Here is a 21,691-nt window from a genome sequence, read left to right as displayed (position 1 = left end):
CGAGCCGGAACTGTGAGACAATGGAAACCATGCAAACACGACCTGGATCCATGTATCCGCTCGGCGCGACGTTCGACGGCGCCGGCGTCAACTTCGCGCTCTACTCGCGCGTGGCGCAGAAAGTCGAACTGTGCCTGTTCGACGAGCAGGACAACGAGAGCCGGATTGAACTGACCGAACAGAACTCCTACGTCTGGCACATCTACATTCCCGGCATCCAGCCCGGCCAGCGCTACGGCTACCGCGTCTACGGACCCTACGACCCGGCGCACGGCCTGCGCTGCAACCCGAACAAGCTGCTGCTCGACCCGTACGCCAAGGCGATCGAGGGCAATGTCGACGGCGACGAATCGCTGTACTCGTACTGGTTCGACGATCCGGACTCGACGACGAACATGAACGACCTCGACTCGGCCCCGCACACGATGAAGGCGGCCGTCGTCAACCCCTACTTCGACTGGGGCAACGACCGCCACCCGCAGATTCCGTACCACGACTCGATCATCTACGAGGCGCACGTGCGCGGCATGACGAACCTCAACCCGCACGTCCCGGCCGAACTGCGCGGCACCTACGCCGGACTGGCGCACCCCGCCGTCATCGACTACCTGAAGAACCTTGGCATCACGGCCATCGAGCTCATGCCGATCCACCAGTTCATCAACGACTCGTTCCTCCAGCAGAAGGGCCTGTCGAACTACTGGGGCTACAACACGATCGGCTTCTTCGCGCCCCACAACAGCTACTCGAGCACCGGCCAGCGTGGCGAACAGGTCAACGAGTTCAAGTCGATGGTCAAGGCCTACCACCGGGCCGGCATGGAAGTCATCCTCGACGTCGTCTACAACCACACGGCCGAAGGCAACCACATGGGACCCACGCTGTCCCTGAAGGGCATCGACAACCAGGCCTACTACCGGCTCGTCGACAACGACCAGGCCCACTACTTCGACACGACCGGCACCGGCAACTCGCTGCTCATGCGCTCGCCGCACGCGCTGCAGCTCATCACCGACTCGCTGCGCTACTGGGTGGAGGAAATGCACGTCGACGGCTTCCGCTTCGACCTCGCCGCCACGCTGGCCCGCCAGTTCCAGGAAGTCGACAAGCTGTCCGCGTTCTTCGACATCGTCCAGCAGGACCCGGTCATCGGCCACGTCAAGCTCATCGCCGAACCGTGGGACCTCGGTTCCGGCGGCTATCAGGTCGGCGGCTTCCCGCCGAGCTGGTCCGAATGGAACGGCCGCTACCGCGACACCGTCCGCGACTTCTGGCGCTCGCAGCCGTCGACGCTGCCGGAATTCACGTCCCGTTTCATGGGTAGCTCCGACCTCTACCAGACGAACGGTCGCAAGCCGGTCGCGTCCGTCAACTTCGTGACGGCCCACGACGGCTTCACGATGAACGACCTCGTCTCCTACAACGAGAAGCACAACCAGGCCAACGGCGAGGACAATCGCGACGGCGAAAGCAACAACCGCTCGTGGAACTGCGGCGTGGAGGGGCCGACTGCCATCCGCGACATCGTCGAGCTGCGCCAGCAGCAGATGCGCAACATGTTCTCGACGCTGCTGTTCTCGCAGGGCATCCCGATGATCTGCGGCGGCGACGAGGTGTGCCGCACGCAGCTGGGCAACAACAACGCCTACTGTCAGGACAACCAGCTGTCGTGGACGCACTGGGACCTCGACGACGCGCAGCGCGACATGCTCGAGTTTGTCTCGAAACTCACGCACCTGCGCCTGGCCCATCCGGTCCTGCACCGGCGCCGCTTCTTCACGGGCCGCGAGGACTGGTCGGGCAGCGAGGACATTCCGCAGGTCGAGTGGTTCGACCACACCGGCTCGATCATGGACCTGGCCGCCTGGGGCGACACGCACGCGTTCTCGATCATGATCTACCTCAACGGCTCCGACATCCCGGAGACCGACTGGTATGGCAACCGGCAGGTCGACAACGACTTCCTGCTCATCTTCAACGCCCACTACGAGCCGATCATGTTCACGCTGCCGGACGAGCGCTACGGCAAGAAGTGGCGCCTCGTCGTCGACACGCACAATCCGAAGGGTCCGGAACTCAACTTCGAGGCCGGCTTCGCGATCACCGCCCAGCCGAGAAGCTTCATGATGCTGATGAGCGGCAACAAGCCCGACCAGACGCCCGTGCTGTTCTGACGTGGTTCCGATGATGCAGCTCCGATGCAGTTCTTGATGTCACGGGCCCGAGCCTCGAGCTCGGGTCCGTGACATCAAGAAGATGCCGCCTGCATGCCACATGCAAGTCCGGATTCGGAAAAGCAGGCGCGCGGAACAGCAAACGCCCCGCCTTCCGGAAGGAAGGCGGGGCGTTGACGGTCGGGCTGACAGGATTTGAACCTGCGACATCCTGCTCCCAAAGCAGGCGCGCTACCAAACTGCGCTACAGCCCGTCGTGCGGTTGCGGGGACATGCAATCCAACCGCCGGCACAAGCCACGAGTATAGCACGCCGTCAGACAACATCCTTCACCCCGTATGGCCCCGTCGTCCTACAATGAGGACGTCAATGGCGGCGAGCGAGGGGAGCAACGGCATGGGACGTCATCAGCGGGCGGAAGCGGTGGGATTGCTATCCTTCCTGTTCTGCGCGATCATCGGCGGCGTCGGCATGCTGCTCTACCTCGACTACGCCTCCGCGTTCTGGCAGCTGTCGCAACGCCGGTTCATGGGCGCCTCGGCGCTCGTCGCCGGCTGCGGCGTCGCCAGCTTCATCGTCGGCTACCTGCACCGCATCCGCTCGCTCGCGCTCCGCGGACGCTGGTACGTCTCGCTGCGGCGCGCGTTCGAGATCCTCGCGTTGTCGGTCGTCTATGCGTCCACGCTGTTCCTGACGTCGTTCATGATCATCACGCTCGTCAACTCGCTGATGGGCACGGCGATGTTCCAGACCTACATTCCGTCGGTGACGGCCGCGATCGCCGGCATCGCCGGCTACATCACGTTCATCCAGGCCGAGCTGATGGACGCGAAGACGCTCGCGTCGCTGCTGCCGTTCTTCATCGTTTCCGGCGTCGGCACGGCCGCGACGACGACGACCGACCCGAACTGGTTCAACAACAACTTCTCGCAGCTCGGCGACCGCACGACGTTTGCGGCGAGCATGTTCAACTCGACGCTGATCCTCGGTGGCCTGTGCATCATCATCATCTCGTACTTCGCGCTGTCGGAACTCGTCGCCACGTACCGCGTCTACGGTCCGCGCACGGCCGCCGGGACGAATCGCACGGAAGGAGAACAGGACGGCGACCGGCAGGGAAATGTCGCCGGGAACGATTCGCGCGGCAGGAGCGACGCCCGCGACATCAGTCATTTCAAGACGAGGATGGCGTTGACGGCCGTCCTGCTGACGCTGAGCGGCATCTGCTTCATCGGCATCGGCACGTTCAGATACACGCCGCATCCGTTCATGCACAACGTCTTCGCCCGCGGCATGCCGTGCGTCATGCTCGTCATGCTGCTCGGGCTGCCATGGCTCGTGCCGCAGCTGTCGAAGTCGCTGTACGTCATCTCCGACCTCGCGCTCGCCGTCTGCGGCGTGGCCGGCCTGATGTGGCTCGAGGGCGCGAACACGCTGACGAACGTCGAGGCGCTGTCCGGCATGCTGTTCCTCGGCTGGTTCATCGTGTTCTCGCGCCAGATCGCGTCGATCGAGGACGACCGCATCCAGAACCAGCTGCTGCGTGCCACCGCCGGCATCGGAGCCCCGGCCACGGTCACCGCTCCGGCCACCGTCCTCGGCCGCGTGCCGGCCGGCGCCGGCACCGCGGCGACCGACGGCTCCGGTGACGATTCCCCCGTCGAATCCGCCGAGGTCGCCGAGGCCGCCAAGCCGAATGATCCGGACAACCTGGACGATTCCGCCGCCGACGGCATCCTCGCGCCGGTTGGTCCCGACGCCGTCGACGACGCGATGCGCACGGCTGCCGACGAGGACCTGCGCGAGCGCGAGCACTGGGACGGCGAGTAAGCGATAGTCGGCTTCTCACGAAGCGTTTTTATCCCCGCATGTCACAAATCCCGTGATCAGATCACGGGATTTGTGACATGCGGGGGAGCGTGACGGAAACCGGCTGCGCAGGGCGGCGGGCGCGCCACGGGAAGCGGACGGAATGCCGAGTCGCTACACTGGGTTCTTAATTGACTGGAATTCATCTGTTTTCGACGCTGAAAGGACATTCATGGTCACGAAAGACGTGCAGGTAGGCCCGCTGGAAGTCGCCATTCCCACCCCGTTCGAAGTGCTGAACCGGATGCCGGACGATCCGTCCGACCTGCTGACGCTCGGCTGCTCGACGAACCAGGCGATGTGCCTGCTGCGTCTCCAGGCCATTCCCGCCGAATACGCGATGCCGGTCGGCAACCCCGGCGCCGTCGTCGACGGCGTCCACGGCGCGCTCGAGGAAGACCAGGGCCTCATCTCGGTCGGCACGGCAACGACGAAGAAGGGCCGGCAGGCCGTCTGGTCGATCGTCAAGACCGTCGGCACCGGCTCGCCGGCACCGGCGACCGCCGACATGGAGGCCGAGGACGCCGCCGACGTCGCCTCGGCGTTCCCGGCCGGCGATCCGGCCGCCATCGACGTCGACGGCCTCGAGCACACGGCCGCCATGCAGGGCCGCCTTCCGCGGGGTGCCGTCCAGTACTGCCTGACACTTCACATCTACTTCAAGGAACGCGTGCTCGGCGCGACGATGTTCGCCGACGAGGCCGGCGTCACCGGCATGCGCGCGGCAACGGTCCACGAATACGCCGTCCAGAAGGGCATGCTGTCCGGCAACGACGACCCGGCCTGGAGCCGTGACCCGTACGACGCCTCGTTCACGAAGGGCGTGCCGATGAACATGTCCGAAATGGAACAGTTCGACCGCGCGTTCCCGAACCATCCCCTGAGCATCGAGCGCGCCACGCTGCACATCATGCTGCAGAACAACTGAAGGCCATCCGGGGGTGCCCCGCGGCTTTTCCGCGGGATGAATCGTCATCGCCGACGTCGCTCGCCGTTCGCTAGGATGGCAGCATGACTTCACTTCAGAACCACCCCACCGCGACGGTGCCGGCCGACCCGTGGCCGGCGCCGGTCGCCGCGCGACCGCTCGACGCCACCGTCACGATTCCCGGCAGCAAGTCGCTGTCCAACCGCTATCTCGTCCTCGCCGCCCTCGGCGACCGGCCCGTCACGCTGCACGGCCTGCTCAGGTCCCGCGACACCGACCTGATGATGGCCGCGCTCGCCGCGCTCGGCGTGCGTTTCGACGAGATTCGCGACGATGCCGGCGACGGCGACGATGCCGCCGCCGATGGCCGCGCCGCGGCCCCGACGACGGTGCGCGTCACTCCGCCGGCCGGCGGACGGTTCTCCGGCGATGCCGACGTGTACTGCGGCCTGGCCGGCACTGTCATGCGGTTCGTGCCGCCACTGGCAATGTTTGCCGACGGTCCGGTGCGCTTCGACGGGGACGCCGAGGCCTACCGGCGGCCGATGGGGCCGCTGCTCGACGGCCTGCGCCAGCTCGGTGCCGACATCCGCTTCGAGGGCAGGGAAGGCTACCTGCCGTTCACGCTGACGCCGCCGGTCACGCTCGCCGCCGGCGACGATTCCCGCGACGGGACGGCCGCCCATGTCGTCATCGACTCGTCCGGCTCGTCCCAGTTCGTTTCCGGCCTGCTGCTGATCGGCTCGAGGCTGCCGCATGGCCTCGACCTCGTCCACGACGGCGAGAAGCTGCCGAGCATGCCGCACATCGCGATGACCGTCGAGGACGTCAACGGTGCCGGCGGCGACGCGAGGATGGTGCGTCCGGGCCACTGGACCGTCGGGCCGCATGCCCTCGACCTGCCGGTCGACGTCGTCGTCGAGCCGGACCTGTCGAACGCGGCGCCGTTCCTCGGCGCCGCGCTGATCGCCGGCGGCACCGTCCGCGTGCCGAACTGGCCGGCGCGCACGACGCAGCCCGGCGCTCTGCTGCCGGCGATGCTCGCCGACCTCGGCGGCATCGTCACGCTCGACGGCGTCCCGTTCGACACCGAGGACGCCGGCGACAATCCTGCCTTCGCCGCCCGCGGCTACGCCGGCACGCTCGCCGTGCGGGGCATGGGCGTGCGCGACTGGGCCACCGGCAACCGTAACGGTAATGCGATCCACGGTCTCGGCCGCTACGACATGTCGGCGGCGGGCGAGATCGCGCCGTCGATCGCCGCGCTGTGCGCGCTGGCCGACGGCGACACCGAGCTCGTCGGCATCGGCCACCTGCGCGGCCACGAGACGAACCGCCTCAGGGCGCTCGTCGCCGAGATCCGCCGCGTCGGGGGAGAGGCGGAGGAACTGCCCGACGGCATCCGCATCGGCCACGTGCCGTTCGGCCGGCTGCACGGCGCCGTCCTCGAGACGTATGCCGACCACCGCATGGCGACGTTTGCCGCGATGCTCGGCCTGGCGGTCGACGGCGTCGAAATCGTCGACGTCGCGACCACCCGCAAGACCATTCCCGACTTCACCGGCATGTGGACGGCCATGCTCCGTTCCTGAACGGAACGCGAGAAGTGAAGATCCTGTCGGGAAACGGGGACTCGCGCTGACATCCCGCGCCCCCGTCCGGTAATGTTCAAGTCACGAAGGGGAACTTCGAAAGGAGCCCGGTCCGGGGGATGGACCGGGCTCCTTTCGTTTGCGGCACGAAAGACGGCGAGGGGTTCCGTTCCCTGCGGAACGGAACCCCTCGCTATCCGAAGAATCGTTCAGTGCGCCTGAATGCTCACTTCTCGAACTTGTTGCCGTAGGTGTCGACGCCGTTGGCGGCGATCTCGGCGGACTTGCGGGCGATGGCCAGCTCCTCGTTCGTCGGCACGATGCAGACGGTGACGGAGGAGTCCGGCGTCGAGATGACGCGCGATTCCTTCGAGCGCGTGTCGTTCTTCTCGTTGTCGAGCTTGACGCCGAACGGGGCCAGCTTCTCGCAGACCATGCGGCGCACGATCTCGTCGTTCTCGCCGACGCCGGCCGTGAAGGTCAGCACGTCGAGGCCGCCGAGCTGCGCGGCGTAGGCGCCGATGTAGCTCACGATGCGGTGGATGTAGACGTCGAGCGCCAGCTTGGCGTTCTCGTCGCCCTCGGCGATCAGGCGGTGGACCTCGCGCATGTCGCCGAAGCCGGTCATGCCCATCATGCCGGACTTCTTGTTGAACAGGTCGTCGAGCTCGTCGACGTCCATGCCGGCGTTGCGGATCAGGTGGAAGACGACGGCCGGGTCGATGTCACCGGTGCGGGAGCCCATGACGAGGCCCTCGAGCGGGGTGAGGCCCATCGACGTCTCGATCGGCCTGCCGGACAGCTCGGCCGAGGCGGAGGCGCCGTTGCCGATGTGCAGGACGATCTGCTTGAGGCCTTCGGCCGGCTTGCCGAGGAACTCCGGGATGACGGAGGAAACGTACTGGTGCGACGTGCCGTGCGCGCCGTAGCGGCGGATGTTGTACTTGTCGGCGACTTCCTTGTTCAGCGCGTAGGTGCTGGAAGCTTCCGGCAGGTCGACGAAGAAGGAGGAATCGAACACGAAGACCTGCGGCACGTCCGGCAGCAGCTCGCGCATGACCTCGGCGCCCTTGGCCTCCGGGCCGTTGTGCAGCGGGGCGAGCACGGCGAGCTCCTCGACCTTGGCGATCGTCTCGTCGGTGACGAGGGCCGGCTTCGGGAAGATGTGGCCGCCCTGGACCACGCGGTGACCGACGGCGACGATGCCGGATTCGTCGAGCTTCGGGCCGAACTCGTCGAAGAACTGGAGCACGCGCTTGAGACCCTGCTCGTGGTTCTCGATCTTCTCGGTCAGTTCGTGCTTCTCGCCGTTGTACTCGTGCTTGTAGTGGCCGTCGATCGGCTCGCCGATCTTCTCGACGAGGCCGGAAGCGAGACCTTCGCCGGACTCGAGGTCCACCAGCTGGTACTTGATGGAGCTGGAACCGGAATTGATGACAAGGACGGTTTTCGCCATTGTGGGCATCCTCCATTGATTTCTGCGTGAGGCCGCGCCGCGACATGGCGGCGAGGCCAGTTACCAAACTTCAGGGTACTCGGCGAACGCTACAATGCGACGCCGCAAGACCAAGTGACCGGGCGTTTCGCGGAGCCTTCCGGCGGCGAAGTACCCGGTCACCCGGCGGGGTGCGCGTAAGGAACGCGCGGGGTGCGCGGAGCGTGCGGGGACGCACGCACATGGGCGTCAGTCCTGCTGCGCCTCGATGGCGGTCAGCGCGATCGTGTTGATGATGTCCTGGACGAGGGCGCCGCGGGACAGGTCGTTGACCGGCTTGTTCAGGCCCTGCAGGATCGGGCCGATCGCGACGGCGCCGCTCGAGCGCTGGACGGCCTTGTAGCAGATGTTGCCGGCCGTCAGGTCCGGGAACACGAAGACGTTGACGTGGCCGGCGACGTCGTTGCCGGGCGCCTTGACGGCGGCGACGGTCGGCGACCAGGCGGCGTCGAACTGGACCGGGCCGACGACCGGCAGGTCCGGACGGCGCTCGGCGACGAGCTTCGTGGCCTCGACGACGATGTCGACGTCCGGGCCCTTGCCGGAGTTGATCGTCGAATAGGACAGCATGCCGATCTTCGGGTCGATGTCGAACGACTTGGCGGTCTCGGCCGACTGGATGGCGATGTTCGCGATTTCGGAGGCGTCCGGGTTCGTGTTGATGGCGCAGTCGGCGAAGACGGCGACATGGTCCTTGAAGCACATCAGGAACGCGCCGGAGACCGACGTCGCGTCCGGCTTCGTCTTGATGACCTGCAGTGCCGGGCGCACGGTGTTGGCCGTCGAGTTGATCGCGCCGGAGACGAGGCCGTCGGCGTAGCCCATGACGACGAGCATCGTGCCGAAGTAGCTCATGTCCTTGAGCGTGGCGGCCGCCTTCTCGGGCGTCATGCCCTTCTTGGCGCGCAGTTCGCACAGCTTGGCGATCATCGGCTGGAGCATCGCCTCGTCGTCCATCGACTGGAAGTGGGCCTTGTCGAGCGAGTCGAGGCCGAGTTCCTTGCCGCGGGCGAGGATCTCGTCCTGCTCGCCGATGATGATGAGGTCGACGATCTCGCGCTTGAGCAGGTAGTCGGCCGACTTGAGGATGCGGTCGTCGCAGCCTTCCGGCAGCACGATCGTCTTCCTGTCGCGCTTGGCCTTCTCGAGCAGCGAGTACTGGAACGCGAACGGCGTCGTCGGCTTGACGAACGGCTCGTCGAGCGCGGCGAAGAACTGCGCGGAATCGACGTTCTCGCAGAACGCCTGCTCGGCGTGCTCGACGGCGCCTTCCTTGCCGAAGTCGACGAACGGGATCGTCCAGACCGGCAGGCGGTAGCCGTCGAAGTACTTGCGCAGGTTGTCGGCGTCGTCGCCGCGGCAGCCGGTGACGAACACGCCGATGACCTTCGTGCCGGCGTTGACGATGACCTTCTCGCAGCTCTCGATCGTCTGGGCCACCTCGTCCGGCGTGCGGTCGATCGTGCAGACGGTCAGCAGGACCGGCGACTGCAGGTCGGCGGAGACGCGAGCGTTGAACGCGAAGCGTTCCGGATCGCCGACGGAGGACTTGTCGGAGCCGACGATGACCATCGCCTCCGGCTTGACGGCGGCTTCGGTCTCGGTGAACTTGGCGACGATCGCGGCGCGCGCGTCGCCCGGATCGGTGCGGGATTCGCGCGGCGTGACGCCGGTGGCCTGGTCGCGGGTTTCCTCGGCGGAGGCGAGGTCGAGCAGCACGGACGTGAGGCCCTCGTCCTTCGTGACGGCCGGACGGAAGACGCCGGTCTTCTCGCGCTTCGACAGCGCGCTGACAATGCCGACCGCGACGGCGTTGCGGCCGTTGCCGGCTTCCGGACTGATGATGCTGACGTTGATTCGACTCACGTTGTCTCCTATAAATATCATGGTGTTGCGCCGGTGGGGGACCGGCCCGGGTGACTGCGTCGTACACCCCGCGGCAATCATCGCTGACTGTCGACGGGTTTCATCGTAGCTCAGGAACAGCGGCGACATGGGAGCGTTCCCGGCGGTTTTCGGCTCCCGAAGTGTGATGTTTCCCACAGACGCGGCGTGTCGGGGGTCGGCGCCGTCGCTTTCTTCCATCGGCATGGCCGTCGCCGCGCTCCGCATATATAGAGGTATTCTCGGGATAGATTTGGCCGGGTTGCGCCGCGGGTGCCGGCACGGGGGAGGCGAACGGGATGACGACAGATGGACAGGATGTGCACGATTCGCACGACGGACCGGCCGCGAAGGTCGGGGCCGGCTGCAGGCGCGGAGCATCGTGCCAACGGGGCGCCCATGGCCCCGAAGGCCGCAAGTTCGTCTGGCGGCAGTTGCTGCAGCACCTGCTGTTCGCGCTGGTGTGCGGCGTGGTCTGCGGATTCGGCTCGGTGCTGCTGTGCATCTGCGTCGACGCGTCGCGCCGGCTGTTCGTCCGCTGGACGTGGCTGCTGTGGCTGCTGCCGGTGCTCGGCGTACTCGAGCTGCTGCTGTACCGCTGGTGGAAACTGCCGCAGGACACGACGACCGAGTCGGTCGTGCGCACGATGCGCCGCGGCGAGCGGCTGTCCGGCATGCTCGCGCCGGGCATCCTGCTGACGACCTGCATGACGATGCTCGGCGGCGGCGCCGTCGGCAAGGAAGCCGGTGCGCTGCAGATGGGCGCGAGCCTCGGAACGACCGTCTCGAAGCCGTTCCACCTGCACGACCTGTTCCAGCGCGACGACGACGACACGAAGGCCGTCAACAGCTACGTCGCGTCGACCGGCATGGCCGCGGAGTTCTCGGCGTTGTTCTTCGCGCCGCTCGGCTCGGCCGTCCTCGTCATCGAGCTGCTCGGCTTCAGCCAGATCCGCTTCATCTTCTCGATCCTCATCGCCTGCTTCGCCGCCTACGCCGTCGCGTCGATGTGCCACATCGGCGACATCATCACGGCGATCGGCGCGCCGCCGGTTAGCTGGCCGGTCATCGGCAACTGCATCGTCATCGGCGTGGCCGGCGCGCTGTTCGGCGCGATCTTCGCGACGTCGGTCAGGATGATCCAGGGACTGACGAAACGCATCTTTCCGAAGCTGTACCTGTGGGTCGTCGTCGCCGGCCTCTTCTACGCCGTGCTCGTCATCGCCTGCAAGTGGATCGACTTCACCGGCTCGGGCGGCGAGCTGCTCAACATGACGCTCGAGACCGGCAACATCTCGTGGGATTTCGCGATCAAGATGCTGCTCGTCGTCATCTGTCTCGGCTTCTGGTTCAAGGGCGGCGAGATCATGCCGTCGCTGTGCATCGGCGGCCTGCTCGGCTCGTCCTGCTCGATCATGACCGGCACCGATCCGCTATTCGGCGCCGCCATCGGCACGATGTGCTTCTTCGCCGCCGTCGAGCGCGTGCCGGCCGCGGCGTTCCTGATGGGCTGCGAGATCTTCGGCTGGTCGATGGCGCCGTTCCTCGCGATCGCCGTCGTCGTCGCGTTCATGTTCAGCTACCCGGTCGGCATCTATGGCGCCGGCGCCGACCTGTTCGTGCGCACGCGCTGGCGCGCGTTCAAGTCGAGGATCTTCGAGCGCAGCCTGTCCGACGAATGGAGCAGCGACCGCGGTCCGCTCGACAACATCGCCCAGATGACCCGCGCCCTCGAGAATCTCCGCGCCGGCAACCACCCCGACGAAGGCCATCCCAATCCTGCCGACCACGACGACTGATCGCCTTTCCCTTCCTGTCTTTTCATGGTCTTTTCATGTCGCGGACCCGGGCTTCCGGCCGGGTCCGCGATGTTCAGGGAGCGGGGTCGTGACGAAAAACCGGGCAGCCGTTCGCTGGGGGCGTGAAGGTACGCTTTCCGGTTGAAACCGACGGAAATGTCCCGTTCGGACAGGACGCGAACTCTATGGTGAAGGTAATCAATCTGTCGATTGGAGGGAACCATGACAGACGAAACCACTCAACCACAGGGGGACACGGCGACCGAGAACATCACCGACGCTCCGCACTACCTGGCCGAGGCGCTGCTCAAGAACGGCGTGAAGCACATGTACGGCGTCGTCGGCATTCCGGTCACCGATTTCGCGCGAATCGCCCAGGGGATGGGCATCCGCTACATCGGCATGAGGCACGAGGAGGACGCGGTCAACGCCGCGGCCGCCGAGGGCTTCCTCACCGGCCGCCCGGCCGTCGCGCTGACCGTCAGCGCCCCGGGCTTCCTCAACGGCGTCGGCGCGCTGCTCGAGGCCACGACGAACGGCTTCCCGGTCATCATGATCGGCGGCTCGTCCACCCGCCATGTCGTCGACATGAAGGAAGGCGAGTACGAGGGCCTCGACCAGATGAACTACGCCAAGCCGTTCACGAAGGAATCGTTCAGGCTCGACAAGATCGAGGACGTGCCGCTGGCCGTCGCCCGCGCCGTGCGCATCGCGAGCTCGGGCCGCCCGGGCGCCGTCTACCTCGACTTCCCTGACGGCACCGTCGGCCAGACGATGCCGAAGGACCAGGCCGAAGCCCAGCTGTGGACGCCGGTCGACCCGAACCCGGCCATGCCGCCGGCCCAGGCGTCGATCGACAAGGCCCTCGAGCTGCTGGCCGGCGCCAAGCATCCGCTGATGCTGATCGGCAAGGGTGCCTCGATGGCCCAAGCCGAGGACGAGGTCCGCGAGTTCGTCAAGGCCACCGACATCCCGTTCCAGCCGATGAGCATGGCCAAGGGCCTCGTGCCGGACGACGACCCGCACTCGACGGCCGCCTGCCGCGGACTCGCGCTGCGCACCGCCGACGTCGTGCTGCTCGTCGGCGCGCGCCTCAACTGGATGCTGTCGTTCGGCCAGGGCAAGACCTGGAACCCGGACGTCAAGTTCATCCAGATCGACATCGACCCGAACGAGATCGACAACGCCCGCCCGATCGCATGCCCGGTCGTCGGCGACATTAAGTCCGCGATGACGATGCTCAACGAGGGCCTCGCGAAGACGCCGTTCAAGGCCTCGGCCGAATGGCTGCAGATGCTGCAGGCCGACACCGCGAAGAACGACGCGAAGTTCGCGCCGAAGGAATCGTCCGACACCGTCCCGATGGGCCACTACAACGCGCTCGGCGCGATCAAGAAGGTCTACGACCGCCACCCGGACATGATCCTGACGAACGAGGGCGCCAACTCGCTCGACGACTGCCGCAACATCATCGACATCTACCAGCCGCGCCACCGCCTGGACTGCGGCACGTGGGGCGTCATGGGCTGCGCGACCGGCTACGCGATCGGCGCGGCCGTCACGACCGGCAAGCAGGTCCTGTACATCGGCGGCGATTCCGGCTTCGGCTTCGACGGCATGGAAGTCGAGACCGCCTGCCGCTACAACCTGCCGATCACGTTCGTCGTCCTCAACAACGGCGGCATCTACCGCGGCGACTTCGAGAACCTCGGCAAGGACGGCGACCCGAGCCCGCTGACGCTGACGTACGACGCCCACTACGAGAAGATGATCGAGGCCTTCGGCGGCACCGGCTACTACGCCACGACGCCGCAGGAAGTCGAGGACATGGTCGAGAAGGCCGTCTCCTCGGGCAAGCCGAGCTTCGTGCACGTGCAGCTCGCCGACTACGCCGGCAAGGAATCCGGCCACATCGGCAACCTGAACCCGAAGCCGGTCGTCGGCCCGCTCGCCACCTCCGAATGCACCGCCAACCCGTACCTCGAGGGTGCGCACATGTGACGGTGTCCCTCTTCCGGACAGGCCGGCCGGCCCCGTGACCGGCCAGCCTGTCCGGAAGCCCAACCACACGCGGAACCTGCGCCGTCGTCAAGCAACGAAAAGGGGGAAGACGGCGCTCCGCAAGACCTAACGGGACAAAACCATGGAAAAGATATTAATCGAAGACATCATCCCGATCATCGTCATCATGGCGCTGGGATACTTCTGCGGCAAGATCGCCTACTTCGACGACGACCAGCGACAGGGCCTCAACAAGGTCGTCCTGAACATCGCACTGCCGGCCGCCCTGTTCATCTCGATCGTCAAGGCCACCCGCCACATGCTGGCCGAAGACGCCGTGCTGACCGCCCTGGGCTTCCTCGGCATCATCGTCATGTTCATGATCAGCTTCTTCCTGTGCCGCCTGTTCTTCAAGCACAGCATCCAGGAAGCCGCGGTCTGCGCCCTGATCGCCGGCTCGCCGACGATCGGCTTCCTCGGCTTCGCCGTCCTCGACCCGATCTACGGCGACACGGTCTCCACTAACCTGGTCATCGCGATCATCTCGATCGTCGTCAATGCCGTCACGATCCCGATCGGCATGTACCTGATCAACCTCGGCCAGTCGAAGGACAACCGCGAGGCCGCCCTGGCCGCCGCGAACAACGCCCGCACGAACAAGACCGTCGCCGCCGGCAAGGGCGGAGACGTCGCCGTCGATCCGACGAAGGACCCGAAGACCGACAAGAACGCCGAGGTCATGGTCGCCACGTCGTCGAACAAGGGCAAGGCCCACCATCACGAGATCAAGAACCCGAACGTCGCCGCCCTGGTCAACGCCCTCGAGCAGCCGGTCTGCTGGGCTCCTATCCTCGCCATCATCGTCGTGCTCATCGGCATCCGCATCCCGGACCAGGTCGCCCCGACGTTCGACCTGATCGCGAAGGCGAACTCCGGCGTCGCCGTCCTGGCCGCAGGCCTGGCGCTGTCGACCGTCAAGTTCTCGCTCGGCTGGGAGACGATCTGGAACACGATCTACCGTCTGCTCATCACGCCGGCCGCCTTCCTCGGCGTCGGCCTGCTGTGCGGCATGGGCCACGACATCACCAAGCTGTCCATGCTGGTCCTGTCCGTCGCACTGCCGCCGGCCTTCTCGGGCATCATCATCTCGAGCCGCTACAACATCTACGTGAAGGAAGGCGCGTCGACGACGGCCGTCGCGACCGTCTGCTTCGCCGCCACCTGCATTCTGTGGATCTGGCTGGTCCCGCTGTGCTAGCGTCCCTCCGATAGCTGGATATCAACCGGCGAATGCCGCCGAACCTTTCGGTTCGGCGGCATTCGCCGTTCTTGCCTTGCGATGGCGCAGACGGCATCGGGAAAACAGTTCCGGCGGCCGGATCGTTCACAGCAAAGACGGCGACGATTCACGGCAAATTCCCAGTGTTTGACTCCCTGAGCGGAAACCGGACGAATCCCCCGACAAGACACCTATATTGAAGGCAACGACCCGTTCGACAGGGTTTGAAGGGGTATCGAAACGAGGTTCTCAAGGAGGTCTCATGACTGACAACAACACCGCGCCGCTCGCAGGCATCAAGGTGATCGACTGGACGCAGGTCCAGTCCGGTCCGTCCTGCACGCAGATGCTGGCCTGGCTGGGCGCCGAGGTCATCAAGCTCGAGAAGGTCAAGGGCGGCGATCCGACGCGTAGCGAAATGAACGACGTCGACGGTTCGTACTCGCTGTACTTCCTGCAGCTCAACGCCAACAAGAAGTCGATCACGCTCGACATGAAGTCTCCGGAAGGCGCGCAGATCCTGACCGACCTGCTCAAGGACGCCGACGTGTTCGTCGAGAACATCGGCCCGGGCGACGTCGAGAAGCTCGGCTTCGGCTGGGACAAGGTCCACGCGCTCAACCCGAAGCTGATCATGGCCTCCCTGAAGGGCTTCAACCAGGGCTCCCGCTTCGAGCACGTCAAGGCGTTCGAGCCGGTCGCGCAGTGCGCCGGCGGCTCCGCCACCGCCACCGGCTGGTACGAAGGCGAGAACAACGTCCCGACGCAGTCTGCCGCCGCGCTGGGCGACTCCAACTCCGGCATGCACCTGACGATCGGCATCCTCGCCGCGCTGCTGCAGCGCGAGAAGACCGGCGAGGGCTCCTACGTCTACCAGTCCATGCAGAACGCCGTCCTCAACCTGTGCCGCATCAAGCTGCGCGACCAGCTCATCCTCGACAACCTGCACGAGCTGTCCTACTACGACTGCTACCCGGGCTACAAGTTCGGCAAGGCCATCCCGCGCGCCGCCAACGCCGAGGGCGGCCTGGTGCTCGGCTGGTGCTACCGCGCCAAGGGCTGGGAAACCGATCCGAACGCCTACGTCTACATCGTCATCCAGCAGTCCCAGAAGGGCTTCGAGAACTTCTGCAAGGCCATGGGCTTCGAGGACTGGCTGACCGATCCGAAGTTCGCCACCGCCAACGCCCGCGACGAGAACAAGCAGGAAGTCTACAAGCGCGTCGAGGCGTACACGATGCAGTACGACAAGTACACGCTGACGAAGGAACTCGGCGCCAAGGGCGTCCCGGTCGGCCCGGTGCTCGACTGGTACGAGCTCGAGAACGATCCGGAGCTCAACTCCGACGGCACGATCGTCACGATCGACCAGGAAGATTCCCGCGGCAAGTTCAAGACGATCGGCGTTCCGTTCACGATGTCCGACTTCACCCCGACGTACAAGCGCGCCCCGAAGCTCGGCGAGAACAACGAGGAGATCCTGTCCGCGCTCGGCTACACGGCCGACCAGATCGCCGACCTCAAGACCAAGGGCGTCATCGGCGGCAACGACGGCGTCAAGGCCGACCTGGTCAGGCACTGATCGCCGGTCGACGGTGCCGTCCGGACGCACGGGTCCGGACGGCATGACTGGAGAGGAGCGGATGGCCGCCACGGCGGCCATCCGCTCCCGTCATTGACGGGGAAGCCGGGATACCCGGGGAACGACGAAGCTCTCCCGGCGAACACGAGAAAGGGAAGCACGGCGATGACACCGCAGCAGGCAAGACAGGCATTCGGGGACACGACGACGGTGTCCACGACGTTCCTCTCGCATTTCGCGCAGATGTGCGGCAAGGCGAAGGAACGCTTCGAGAACGACATCGAGTTCCCGTTCGACGGATCGTGGTTCTTCCACGACGTCGACGACTACAACCCGTACATGTCGTGGGCCGGCATGGCGATCTGCCTGAGCGGCTACAAGAACCTGCCGTCGAACGGCTACCGCTACATCGCGAAGTCGTTCGCGAACCTCGGCTGCCGGGATATCGACATCACGAGCTACTACCACCTGAACGACGAGAACCAGGTCGCCGTCATGCACAACGTCGACCAGCTCGCCTACGCGTTCGGCCACCGCACCGTCAAGGACGCCGCCACCGGCGAGGAACGCGAGCTCGTCGTCATGATGCTGCGCGGCACGTCCGACTCGGCCGAATGGCTGTCGAACTCGGAAGTCGCCGACTCGGTCGCCGACGGCGACTTCTCGCGGTTCACGTACCACGAGGGCTTCATGCTGACGGCCCGCAAGTCGCTCGCCGACCTGAAGACCTACATCGGGCGCCACCGCATCGACATGCGTGGCGCCAAGCTCTGGGTCATCGGCCACAGCCGCGGCGCCGCGATCGCCAACGTCCTCGCCGCGCTGATCGACGAGGACACGCAGCGACCGGCCGACAGCCGCGTGATCGGCGTCGACCGCGACGACTTCTACGCCTACACCTACTCGGCCAGCCGCGGCACCGTGCGCGACGACGCCGGCAAGCCGCTGTTCGCCAACATCTTCAACGTCGTCAACCCGGAAGACTACATCCCGCGCCTGCCACCGTCCGGCTGGGGCATCCGCCGCTTCGGCCGCGACCTGTTCCTGCCGAGCATCGCCACCCGCTACGCCGACTATCGCCTGTACCGCGACGAATTCCTGGCGACGTTCCGCAAGTGGACGCGCATGGACTTCCCGGCCTTCCACGGCTTCGCCGAGACCAACGCGCTCGAGCGCGGCCTGGTCGACCTGTGCCCGACCGTCGCCGACATGTACCAGCACAAGCGCTTCTCGCACGGCGGCACTGTCACGTTCTCGCAGTACTTCACGCTGTTCACCGACCTGCCGGCCGTTCAGGGCCACACGCAGGACCTCGAGGCGGCCGAGTTCACGAAATACGGATCCGGCACGTTCTCCGACTTCCTGGCCTACTTCATCCACAACGAGATCCTCGGCCACAATGCCTCCGGCGCCCACCAGGAGGAAGGCTACCTGATCAAGCTCGCGCTGTGCTGCAAGGACGACATCGACATCGAGCAGGGCGAGCGGGTGGACACGACCTGCCTGACCGTCTACGGTCCCGTCGACATCCACGTCCTCGACGCCGCCGGCAAGCCCGTCGCCGTCATCGAGAACGGCAAGATCGACGAGAAACTGTACGATTCGTCCGGTTTCATCGCCATGTACGTCGACAAGACGACGCGGGAACGCAGCGTCTGGATCCCCGACGGCGGCCACTACGACGTGCGCCTCAAGGCGCGCGCAGACGGCCACTACGAACTGCTCGAAAGCCGCATCGCCCCGTCGGGCAGGATGACGGCACGTACCGTCTACGCCGACGTGCCGCTGAAGAAGAACGCCGTCGTCGAGTGGGGAAGCCTGCGCGGCGAATCCCGCGGCAAGCCGACCGACCGGCTCGGCACGCTCGACGTGCGCTGCTCGGTGCGCGGCATCGGCGAGCTGTCCGACGGCAAGGCGTTCGCCTCGACCTACGGCCCCGGCGCCCACACGATTCCGATTCCCGGGCCCGAAGTCGTCTGCGACGCCCGCGGCGTGCGCCAGCTGTCGTTCGGCGACACCGTCGCCGTGCGCGCCCACCACGGCGCCGACGTGAAATTCCTCGGATGGTACCGCGCCGGCGACAACCCGAAGGACGCGGCACCGCTGTCGACGGACGAATCGTTCGTCTTCGCGCCGACCGAAAGCCAGGACCTCGTCGCCTGGTTCGAAAAGCGCTGACGACGACCGGACATCGACGCAGACGGAGCAGACAGACAAGACAGAGGTGACTTTTCGATGCTGATGGATTACGCACGCGACTATTTCGGCACGCCGTTCTCGCAGGTCGGCGCCAACGCGCTCGACCTGCTCGTGCTTTCCGAAATGACGAACTTCGAATACGACGACGACTCGATCGGCAAGCCGATGGCCGACGCGATCGACGAGGCCGTCCTGCCGACGATCGAGAACCGGCACGGCGAACCGGTCGTCTCGCTCGAGAACAAGGAAGACCTCGAGCTAGCCCAGCTCGTCAAGCGGGCCGACCGCTACCGCGACGCCGTCCTGCGCGACTTCGAGGCCCGCTACGTCGAGGGCTCGCAGCAATTCGGCGCGCTCGCCGTCGAGCAGGGCGGCATGCTGTGCGTCGCGTTCCGCGCCACCGACCTGACGGTGACCGGATGGCACGAATCGCTCAAGCTGTCCGAGAACCAGCCGACCGGCTCGCAGCTCGACGCCGCCGCGTTCCTCGAGCGCAACTACGCCGACTGGAACGGCCCGGTGCTCGTCTGCGGCCACTCGAAGGGCGGCAACCTCGCCGAGTTCGCCTGCCGCGAGCTCGTCGACCGCTACCCGGACGCCGCCGGCGACATCGTCGACATCTGCAGTTTCGACGGGCCCGGCCTGGCGCCGCACTACCGGGACACCGACGCCTACCGGCTCATCGCGCCGAAGATCCACACGTTCATCCCGAAATCGTCGATCGTCGGCAACATTCACGAACACCCGCGCGCCGGCCTCGCCTACGTCGACAGCGCCAAGCCGTTCGTCATGCAGCACTACGTCTACAACTGGAAGACGAGGGGCACGCACCTGATCCGCGCGCACCAGACGATGGTCGGCCGCATGACCAGCGGCCTGCTCAACCTGCTCATTGACATCACCGACGACGCGGCCAAGCACCGCATCTTCCAGACATTGTTCGCTCCCTACCGCCTGCTCGGGCGCAGGCTGCTGTAGGCCTTCCTCCGGATGGCAAAAGGCCACCGCCCCGGATCCGGGGCGGTGGCCTTTTGCCACATGGCGTCCGTCGGACGCCGGGGGAGTGGGTCACTCCCACTCGATCGTGGCCGGCGGCTTGCTCGTGCAGTCGAGGACAACGCGGTTGATCTGGCGGCATTCGTTCGTGATGCGCGTCGAGATCGTCGCGAGGACGTCGTACGGCAGGCGGCTCCAGTCGGCCGTCATCGCGTCCTCGGAGGACACCGGGCGCAGCACGATCGGCGAGCCGTACGTGCGCTCGTCGCCCTGGACGCCGACCGAGTGGACGTCGGCAAGCAGCACGACCGGGCACTGCCAGATGTCGCGGTCGAGGCCGGCCTTCGTCAGCTCCTCGCGGACGATCGCGTCGGCCTCGCGCAGCACGTCGAGGCGTTCGCGCGTGATCTCGCCGACAATGCGGATGCCCAGGCCCGGACCCGGGAACGGCTGGCGCCAGACAATCTCCTCCGGCAGGCCGAGCTCGGTGCCGATCGCGCGGACCTCGTCCTTGAACAGCGTCCTGAGCGGCTCGATGAGCTCGAAGTCGAGGTCGTCGGGCAGGCCGCCGACGTTGTGGTGCGACTTGATGTTCGAGGCGCCGTCGCCGCCGCCGGACTCGACGACGTCGGGGTAGAGCGTGCCCTGCACGAGGAACTTGACTTCCTTGCCCTCGGCGCCGGCCATCTCGATGACCTGGCGCTGGGCCTTCTCGAACGTACGGATGAACTTCTCGCCGATGATCTTGCGCTTCGTCTCCGGATCGGAGACGCCGGACAGGGCGTCGAGGAAGTCGTCGGCCGCGTCGACCGCGATCAGCTTGATGCCGGTCGCCTCGACGAAGTCGTGCTTCACCTGCTCGACCTCGCCCTTGCGCAGCAGGCCGTGGTCGACGAACACGCAGGTGAGCTGCTCGCCGATCGCCTTGTGGACGAGGGCGGCCGCGACGGCCGAGTCGACGCCGCCGGACAGGCCGCAGATGACCTGGGCGTCACCGACCTTCTCGCGGATGGCCCTGACCTGGTCCTCGATGATGGACGTCGAGTCCCAGTTGTCGCCGATGCCGGCGCATTCGTGCAGGAAGCGGGAGATGAGGTCCTGGCCGAGCGGCGTGTGCTTCACTTCCGGATGCCACTGCACGCCGTAGAGACGGCGGGACGGGTCGGCCATCGCGGCGACCGGCGCGCCCTCGGTGTGCGCGAGAACCTCGAAGCCCGCCGGCGCCTGCTTGACGGCGACGCCGTGGCTCATCCAGACGTCCTGCTCGCGCGGGGAATCCTCGAGCATGCCCTCCGGGGCGTCGATGACGGCCAGCGTCTTGCCGTATTCGCCGAGCGCGGCCTTGTCGACGTCGCCGCCGAGGACGTGGGCCATGACCTGGAAGCCGTAGCAGATGCCGAGCACCGGGACGCCGGCGTCGAAGATCGCCGCGTCGATCGTCGGCGCGCCTTCCTCGTAGACGGACGCCGGGCCGCCGGACAGGATGATGGCGGCCGGATCCTTCGCGAGCATGTCGGCGACCGGCATGGAGTGGGGGACGAGTTCGGAATAGACGTTGGCCTCGCGCACGCGGCGGGCGATGAGCTGCGCGTACTGGGCGCCGAAGTCAACGACGAGCACTGGCCCTGTAGCCATATGTATAACCCCTTTGGACTTGGAAGCGGCATTCGGTTCGCGGGGAAGTCCCGCGGACGTGACTGACAGCCGCGCCGGGACCGCGAGCGGCACCCGTCGGCGGTGTCGATGAATGGCTCCATTGTGTCGGGCCAAGACGACATTGTGCGGTCGAACGGAGGATGTTTGGTTCTGTTTGGTTGGTTGGGGCAGCTTGTTTCCGTAGGCTGAACGATTCTTCCGAAAGGTTCAACACGCCGCAACAGAATCTACCAAAAC

13 protein-coding genes and 1 tRNA gene are annotated in these 21,691 nt (G+C 66.1%); 10 read left to right on the top strand and 4 right to left on the bottom strand.

Annotated features, from left to right (window positions below; all coding sequences use genetic code 11):
• Positions 1-29: 29 nt before the first annotated feature.
• Positions 30-2,174 carry a glycogen debranching protein GlgX gene (glgX, locus tag F6S87_RS01360; RefSeq protein WP_196779060.1) on the top strand — a complete coding sequence of 715 codons (2,145 nt, stop codon included), beginning with the start codon at positions 30-32 and terminating at the stop codon, positions 2,172-2,174.
• A gap of 180 nt (positions 2,175-2,354) precedes the next feature.
• Here glgX and F6S87_RS01355 read toward each other — a convergent pair.
• Positions 2,355-2,428 (bottom strand) — tRNA-Pro (locus F6S87_RS01355).
• A gap of 142 nt (positions 2,429-2,570) precedes the next feature.
• Between F6S87_RS01355 and F6S87_RS01350 the strand changes: the two genes are divergently transcribed.
• From F6S87_RS01350 to F6S87_RS01340, 3 genes are all read left to right on the top strand, one after another.
• Positions 2,571-4,004 carry an ABC transporter permease gene (locus tag F6S87_RS01350; protein ID WP_231129299.1) on the top strand — a complete coding sequence of 478 codons (1,434 nt, stop codon included), beginning with the start codon at positions 2,571-2,573 and terminating at the stop codon, positions 4,002-4,004.
• Between the two features lie 211 nt (positions 4,005-4,215).
• On the top strand, positions 4,216-4,971 hold the full coding sequence (locus F6S87_RS01345) for a hypothetical protein (protein WP_163226878.1): 756 nt from the start codon (positions 4,216-4,218) through the stop codon (positions 4,969-4,971).
• Positions 4,972-5,054: 83 nt separating this feature from the next.
• Positions 5,055-6,563: a 3-phosphoshikimate 1-carboxyvinyltransferase gene (locus F6S87_RS01340; protein ID WP_163226877.1), complete on the top strand. Its 1,509-nt coding sequence runs from the start codon at positions 5,055-5,057 to the stop codon at positions 6,561-6,563.
• 226 nt (positions 6,564-6,789) lie between these two features.
• Here the strand turns inward: F6S87_RS01340 and F6S87_RS01335 are convergent, their stop codons facing one another.
• Positions 6,790-8,019, bottom strand: a complete 1,230-nt coding sequence (locus F6S87_RS01335; protein ID WP_163226876.1) for an acetate/propionate family kinase — start codon at positions 8,017-8,019, stop codon at positions 6,790-6,792.
• A gap of 228 nt (positions 8,020-8,247) precedes the next feature.
• Entirely contained in the window at positions 8,248-9,924 is a 1,677-nt protein-coding gene (gene pta, locus F6S87_RS01330; protein ID WP_331270742.1) for a phosphate acetyltransferase, read from the bottom strand.
• A 317-nt stretch (positions 9,925-10,241) separates the two neighbouring features.
• Here pta and F6S87_RS01325 point away from each other — a divergent pair, with 317 nt between their 5' ends.
• The 6 genes from F6S87_RS01325 (at position 10,242) to F6S87_RS01300 (ending at position 19,780) form a co-directional block, all read left to right on the top strand.
• Positions 10,242-11,741, top strand: a complete 1,500-nt coding sequence (locus F6S87_RS01325) for a chloride channel protein (RefSeq protein WP_163226874.1) — start codon at positions 10,242-10,244, stop codon at positions 11,739-11,741.
• 222 nt (positions 11,742-11,963) lie between these two features.
• Complete coding sequence (gene oxc / locus F6S87_RS01320; RefSeq protein WP_163226873.1) at positions 11,964-13,742, top strand: oxalyl-CoA decarboxylase; 1,779 nt, start codon at positions 11,964-11,966, stop codon at positions 13,740-13,742.
• Positions 13,743-13,884: 142 nt separating this feature from the next.
• Positions 13,885-15,000, top strand: a complete 1,116-nt coding sequence (locus F6S87_RS01315) for an AEC family transporter (RefSeq protein ID WP_163226872.1) — start codon at positions 13,885-13,887, stop codon at positions 14,998-15,000.
• Between the two features lie 283 nt (positions 15,001-15,283).
• Complete coding sequence (frc, locus tag F6S87_RS01310) at positions 15,284-16,603, top strand: formyl-CoA transferase (RefSeq protein WP_163226871.1); 1,320 nt, start codon at positions 15,284-15,286, stop codon at positions 16,601-16,603.
• Positions 16,604-16,768: 165 nt separating this feature from the next.
• Positions 16,769-18,781 (top strand): lipase family protein, encoded by a 2,013-nt coding sequence (locus F6S87_RS01305; RefSeq protein WP_163226870.1) that lies wholly within the window; start codon positions 16,769-16,771, stop codon positions 18,779-18,781.
• Positions 18,782-18,838: 57 nt separating this feature from the next.
• Positions 18,839-19,780: an Mbeg1-like protein gene (locus F6S87_RS01300; protein WP_163226869.1), complete on the top strand. Its 942-nt coding sequence runs from the start codon at positions 18,839-18,841 to the stop codon at positions 19,778-19,780.
• Between the two features lie 90 nt (positions 19,781-19,870).
• Here the strand turns inward: F6S87_RS01300 and guaA are convergent, their stop codons facing one another.
• Positions 19,871-21,433, bottom strand: coding sequence for a glutamine-hydrolyzing GMP synthase (gene guaA / locus F6S87_RS01295; RefSeq protein ID WP_163226868.1), 1,563 nt, complete (start codon positions 21,431-21,433; stop codon positions 19,871-19,873).
• Positions 21,434-21,691 lie beyond the last annotated feature (258 nt).

This window comes from Bifidobacterium choloepi (genome assembly GCF_010667615.1).
In the GTDB taxonomy this organism is placed as follows: domain Bacteria; phylum Actinomycetota; class Actinomycetes; order Actinomycetales; family Bifidobacteriaceae; genus Bifidobacterium; species Bifidobacterium choloepi.
Note: the sequence above shows the minus strand (reverse complement) of the source record. Positions and strands in the feature narration are given on the sequence as shown.